At 35.8% G+C, this 5,660-nt stretch carries 3 protein-coding genes; all 3 read right to left on the reverse strand.

From position 1 onward, the window contains the following. Positions 1–2,072, reverse strand: a 2,072-nt coding sequence (locus M0P98_09055) for a hypothetical protein (protein MCK9266994.1), incomplete at its 3' end; no start/stop codon positions are given. Positions 2,073–2,287: 215 nt separating this feature from the next. Further along, positions 2,288–3,643 (reverse strand): aminopeptidase, encoded by a 1,356-nt coding sequence (locus tag M0P98_09060; GenBank protein MCK9266995.1) that lies wholly within the window; start codon positions 3,641–3,643, stop codon positions 2,288–2,290. 297 nt (positions 3,644–3,940) lie between these two features. Beyond that, entirely contained in the window at positions 3,941–5,179 is a 1,239-nt protein-coding gene (locus M0P98_09065) for a hypothetical protein (GenBank protein ID MCK9266996.1), read from the reverse strand. Positions 5,180–5,660: the final 481 nt, after the last annotated feature.

Below are 5,660 nucleotides of genomic sequence, written 5' to 3' on the forward strand. Positions count from 1 at the left end.
AACATCTCTCTTATAGGTTTTGGGTTAAGTTTTGTCCAACTACCTTTACCGCTCTCTTTCGAATAATAGATATTGTAACCCATAATTTCTGCGTTATACTGAGGTTTATCCCAAACTAACCGTTTGCTCTTAAACTGCACATTTATAGGCGGTTGAGGATAACGCGCAACTGCTATATAAGCGTCTCCTAAAAGTCTTTCTGGGTCGTTTCCTGTCAACATTGAAGAACAGTAGAGCACTTTTGTAAAATCAGGGCTTCGCGTAGGCGCTGTTCTAATCATAGGTTTATGGTATGTGCCAAACCCAGGTCGACCGCTATATATAGGACGTTGAGCGTATCTTGCAGCATAATCGTGAAAGTTGGTTATAACAAGAGTCCATAATGTATCATACCTTAAGTCAACCATTACCACGGGGCAAAAGGGTTCCGTAAAAGCCTCTACTATTGCAAAATCCTTGTTATGTTTAAACTCGTGTGGCCAGGAAACACGGTCCATCCTTGGATAACTTCCTATAAAACGTACTTGAGCATCAATACCTGTCTGTGCTCTTATAGTTCCGCTAAACCCACTATGGTAACCGAGACTACTTTCATATAAAACAGTTCCATCTTCAAGAGTAAGATACCCGCATTCAGTATTCTTATTGAAGAAAAAGTGTTCTGTTCCTCCTGGTATATCTTCAGGGATATTTACGTTTGGGTTTGGTATAACTCTCAAAGGTCCTCTTTTATCGTTTTCCTTGAGAGATAAAGCCCATATTTGGTAAGGGTTGTAAGGGTCGTTTATAGATTTGCCGTGATTAAAATCATATAAAAAATATCTTGTACTGTTTTTGTCTATGGCATTATAAAATTTTTGAGATGTTCGAACAAGATAAAATGGGCGTATTTGTAAAGGTAAGTCGTTTTCTGGTCTTCTTGATATGCTCTTAAAGGGTATTGTTTTAAAGTTTTCTCCATCAACATTAGAAATTGCCAGAGATTTTTTGTCTTCTGAATACCATACCAAAGTTTCATGGTCAATACTGTTTATATTAGGTCCTCTTGAGTCTCTGTGGATAGATGGTACAGAAATAATCTGCCAACCAGGTCGAGTGGGAAGGTTAAGTATATGTTTTTCTTCTGTAGCAAGGTTATGTAAAGTTATCTGTTGAGCAGTTCTTTGTCCCCACATTATCCAATCTGATATATCGGTTCCTTCTGGAAGCCGCTTTTGTTCCCAAGGAAAAAGCCATAGCATTTTGCCTATCCACGATAGAGTTCCTGTCTGAGAAGGCGGATTGTATCTGTAAGAACCGTCAGTACGTAGGAAATGTCCAGGTGTTCTAACTGCAACCTGAACATATTTTCCATCATTACTGAAATGTGGCCAACCGACGTACATTAGGTCAATCTGCCCACCTTGCGTCATAAGCCAAAGTTCTGTTCCGATAAATGAATCATTAAAAACAACCTTGCATGGTCTTTCCCAATTAGGGTTATTATTGATTGTTTCCAGTCTATGTAAAGGGTTGGTTGGGATGGTTGTCCCCCAATTTCGTGGTAAAGCAGTATCTCCCAATCTTAACAATTCAATCTTTTTAATTTTTGTTTCTGTAAAAATATCTCCCTGAGTTCCACCTCCTGTTGAGGGGATATTTAACCCTACCATTACACTCTGTTTATATTCCTCTGCTCCGTCTAAATAAAAAGGAAGTTCTGTCCATTCGTAATCTTTGGAGACTTTGATAGGCATTCTACCCAGGGCTCTTAAAGATATTGTCATAGAATCTGTTTTAGCCAAAACTCTTAAAAGATAATGTCCAGAAGAAAGGTATAATGTCTGTAAAAGATAATCGTTGGTGAGTTTGGTATAAACCTTAGCTACTTTTTCTTCCGAATCGTATTCTATCCTTGCCTCTCCTCCTAATTTCCAATGTTCAGGAGAACCTTCTTTCATTATTGATAAATTAGGGTTCTTGATAAGGTTATGCTTTACTTGTTTCTTTTCTGCAGAATATATTTTATTACTACATAAGAAAAAAACTACCAATAAAACAACTGATAATAAATATCTCGTTATATTTTTCAAATAACCCTCCTTTTATTGTAAAAAGAAGCAATTAATTGCCAGCGTATTAGTAGTATAATGTTTTTAATAAGATTGAACAAATTGAACAAGTTGTGAAATACAATATAACAAAGGCTATTAGAAAATAATAACTAAGGCTCTACATTTAAGGTTTTAATATCACTTTAAAACGGAAAATATCAATACCCGCCTTTTTTATAACATAAATATATAACTTACTTGTAAAAAGCCTTATAGGCAAGATAAGTAGAATATATATCTGCTTTGCTTGTTAATTCGTAAGGAGCGTGCATTGAGAGAACACCTGTACCACAATCAATGGTATCTATATTATATTTTGCAAAGAACGTTGCAACTGTCCCGCCGCCGCCAAGTTCAAGTTTTCCCATCTCACCTGACTGCCAGAGCACATTGTTCTTCTCAAAAAGGTCTCTTAAAAAGGCAAGATATTCAGGTGAAGGTTCAATACACCCACCTTTTGCTCTACCAGTGTTTTTTTCCAGTATAATTCCACAACCTATACGTGCAGCATTCCTAGGCTCAAATGCTTCTTTAAAGTTTGGGTCAAGAAGTATTCCTACATCAGCAGATATAGCTTGTGAATTTTGGATAACATTTTTAAAGTTGGAAGGTTTTAAGCCTGATCTTTCAATAATATCTTCAATTGTAAACTCAAAAAATAGAGAAGCTGCAGAAGTTGCTCCAGGGCTCCCTATCTCTTCTTGGTCTACAAGCATACATATAGATGTTTTTTGAGGAGTAGGAATATCTATATGGGCTTTGAAAGCGGTGTAAGAACATACTCTGTCGTCTTGACCGTAACCAAGCACCATACTTTTATCAAACCCAACATCTCTCAATTTACCGGCTGGCACTAACTGAAGTTCGCTACTAAAAAAGTCTTCCTCTAACATTCCCACTTTTGATTTTAATATATTAAGTATATTGTTTTTAACTTTGTTTTTTTTACTTTTTTTATCAGGAATACTGCCTATAACAACATTAAGTTTTTCTCCAGGAAAAGCCTCTGATAAGACTTTGCTCATCTGTTCTTTCCCAAGGTGTGGTAAAATATCTGTTATAGTAAAAACAGGGTCATCCTCTCTTTCTCCTATCACAAACTCCTTTTTTTCGCCATTTTTAAATACTACCGTTCCGTATATGGCAAGAGGTATAGTTAACCACTGATATTTCTTAATTCCCCCATAATAATATGTTTTAAACATACAAAACTCTTCATCTTGGTAAATGGGGCTTGTCTTCAGGTCCAACCTTGGGCTATCTATATGAGCAACAATAAGTCGACATCCATCTGTTAAGGGGGTCTTGCCTATAGTTCCGACCATTAAAAGTTTTTCTTTGTTGATTTTATAAAACTTACTCCCTTGTGACAATTTTTTATAACTTTCAAGAGGTTTATAACCCAATTTTTCAACTATTTTTACACATTTTTTTACAAAAAGTCTTTCTGTCTTGTTTTCAGAAAGGAATTGTTTGTATGGTTCGCAAAAATCTACTGCTTCTTTTTGGGTCTTTTTATCCCATTTTTCCCAACCGCTTATTCTTTCCATATATCCTCCTAATTGCTGATAAATTTTCTAATGACCAATTTTTTTGTCACATTCTATCTCTTATAATAATATTCTATTCCACAATTTAATTCAAGATATAGTTTTTTGTAACATAAGACGTACAAAGAAATAATAGGGCATAATATAGATATGTAAAATACGTTGGTCTTCTTTTGAACATACAAGAGAATTGTAACTTCCAAGTCCCCTCAGGCATACTCTGGACAAGCAAAAGGTGCCGGTAAAACAAAGAGTATTCCTCGTAAATCTTTTTATATCGTGTATCTATTTTAACATTTAGCAGTTTAATGCAACTTCTTTCGCAATGGAAGCCCACTCCCAGAGTCTTTCGGGTTGATAGTGGACTGTACTGATATCCTTAAGTATTATTTCAGTAACGCAATTTCGGGTCTTTTTCATATTTTCTTCCAAATCTTTCCTTACCAGAGCAGAGTCCCATACTTCTTTTCCGAGAAATGCGGGATTTGGTTTCATAGAATAAACATAATCTCTCCCTATTGCTTCAGCGCCCTCTTCTATGTCAACCCATGGGCTCATAGATATCTTACGTAAGTTAGGAACTTTTCGTAGGATACCTATTTTCTTGTGTAACGGTTCGCAACAACCGTAATACGTAAGACCGAACTGGCGTAAATATTTAAGTTCATACTGAAGTGCAAACTCATCATGCATTGCTGGAGATACAGCAGAGAAAATCTGGGACATTGTGCGTCCCCACATATCTGATGGTTTTACCTCTGAAGGATTAAAATCTTTCTGTGGCAACTGGTCTGTATACTGAAGACCACCTCCAAGATAAGTATTGTCGTTGTTGAGAGCAAGGAGGTTTAGTTTACGATACTGTTCAAGGGCTGACAGGTAAAAATTTGTCATTCGTTCTATAACTTTATGTACATAATCAGGGCGCATAACAATATCAATTAATATTTCCTGCAATCCCATAAATCTTACCAATTCATCCCATGGCGCTATGGATGTCCACTTGAAACCAGTCTTTCGTACTGGAAGAATTCCGTCAAATATATTGCTTACCAACTGAAACCTTCTCTCTGACTCATCCTCATTGTGGCTTACAATGGGCATCTTTATTTTATCAAGGTCTTCTTCACTTTTTATCTGTATCTTAAAGTGGCGGGAAACTATGTCACTATAGTCATCTGTCTTGGAAATATCAACATCCTCCTTTATTCCCATGCCAGTGTTGCTGATTGCCAAAGGACAGTCAATCTCTTTTTTTACTACCATATCTCCTTGCATATGGCGCCACTGGTATATAGTTCGCCGTAGGGAAATTTCTATGGTCCTTAGAAACGGCTCCTTACATAAAGGAATAAGTTCATTTTCGTGGCTCATTTCATGCCAAGGAACCTCAAAGATGAATATAAGAGGACGTGTTTGTTCTAACCCGTTGAGTTTTTTCCATAATAATTTCCTCTCTTCATTCACAGGGTCAGCAGAAATATCTCTGATTATCTTCCCAAGTTCTTGTAGTACCTTACTATCATTGTTAACCATAAATTCCCCCCTAACTATTAATATCAAGACACCTTCTTCTGTTTATCATAGAATCTTTGTATAGAATATATCTGCAAACATACCCTCTGTCATACTATAAAAAATGATAAGGGCTTACAGGTGAATTTTTAGTTAAATTTATCACATATCTCTACAAATTGTAAAATCTATTTTTTTTATTATATAAGACGAACTTAAAGAAGGTTCGTGCTTACACCTTTTATACAACGCCAAACAATACCAGTAAAGGAAAAACAAACTTCCATCTGTTTTTTTAGATTCGTTTGTACCAAAGAAGCATAAAATACCCCGTTGCCTCATTAATATTTCTATTTAAAGAGCCCTTCATTGCCTCATCAATATTTCTATTTAAAAGTAGGTTCAGTTTTAAGCTCTTTTGTTCTATTATAAAGAGGTTTTTTTATAGCCATATTATATAGTTTACCCTGCAAAAGAACAATCTCTTTTTTCAGTTGAACTG

Source organism: bacterium, from assembly GCA_023230585.1.
Taxonomy (GTDB): Bacteria; Ratteibacteria; UBA8468; order B48-G9; family JAFGKM01; genus JALNXB01.

What these genes read in the sequence shown, in the direction of transcription:
- M0P98_09065 (MCK9266996.1), bottom strand. Translation starts at nt 5,179, where the DNA reads ATGGTTAACAATGATAGTAAGGTACTACAAGAACTTGGGAAGATAATC.
- M0P98_09060 (MCK9266995.1), bottom strand. Translation starts at nt 3,643, where the DNA reads ATGGAAAGAATAAGCGGTTGGGAAAAATGGGATAAAAAGACCCAAAAA.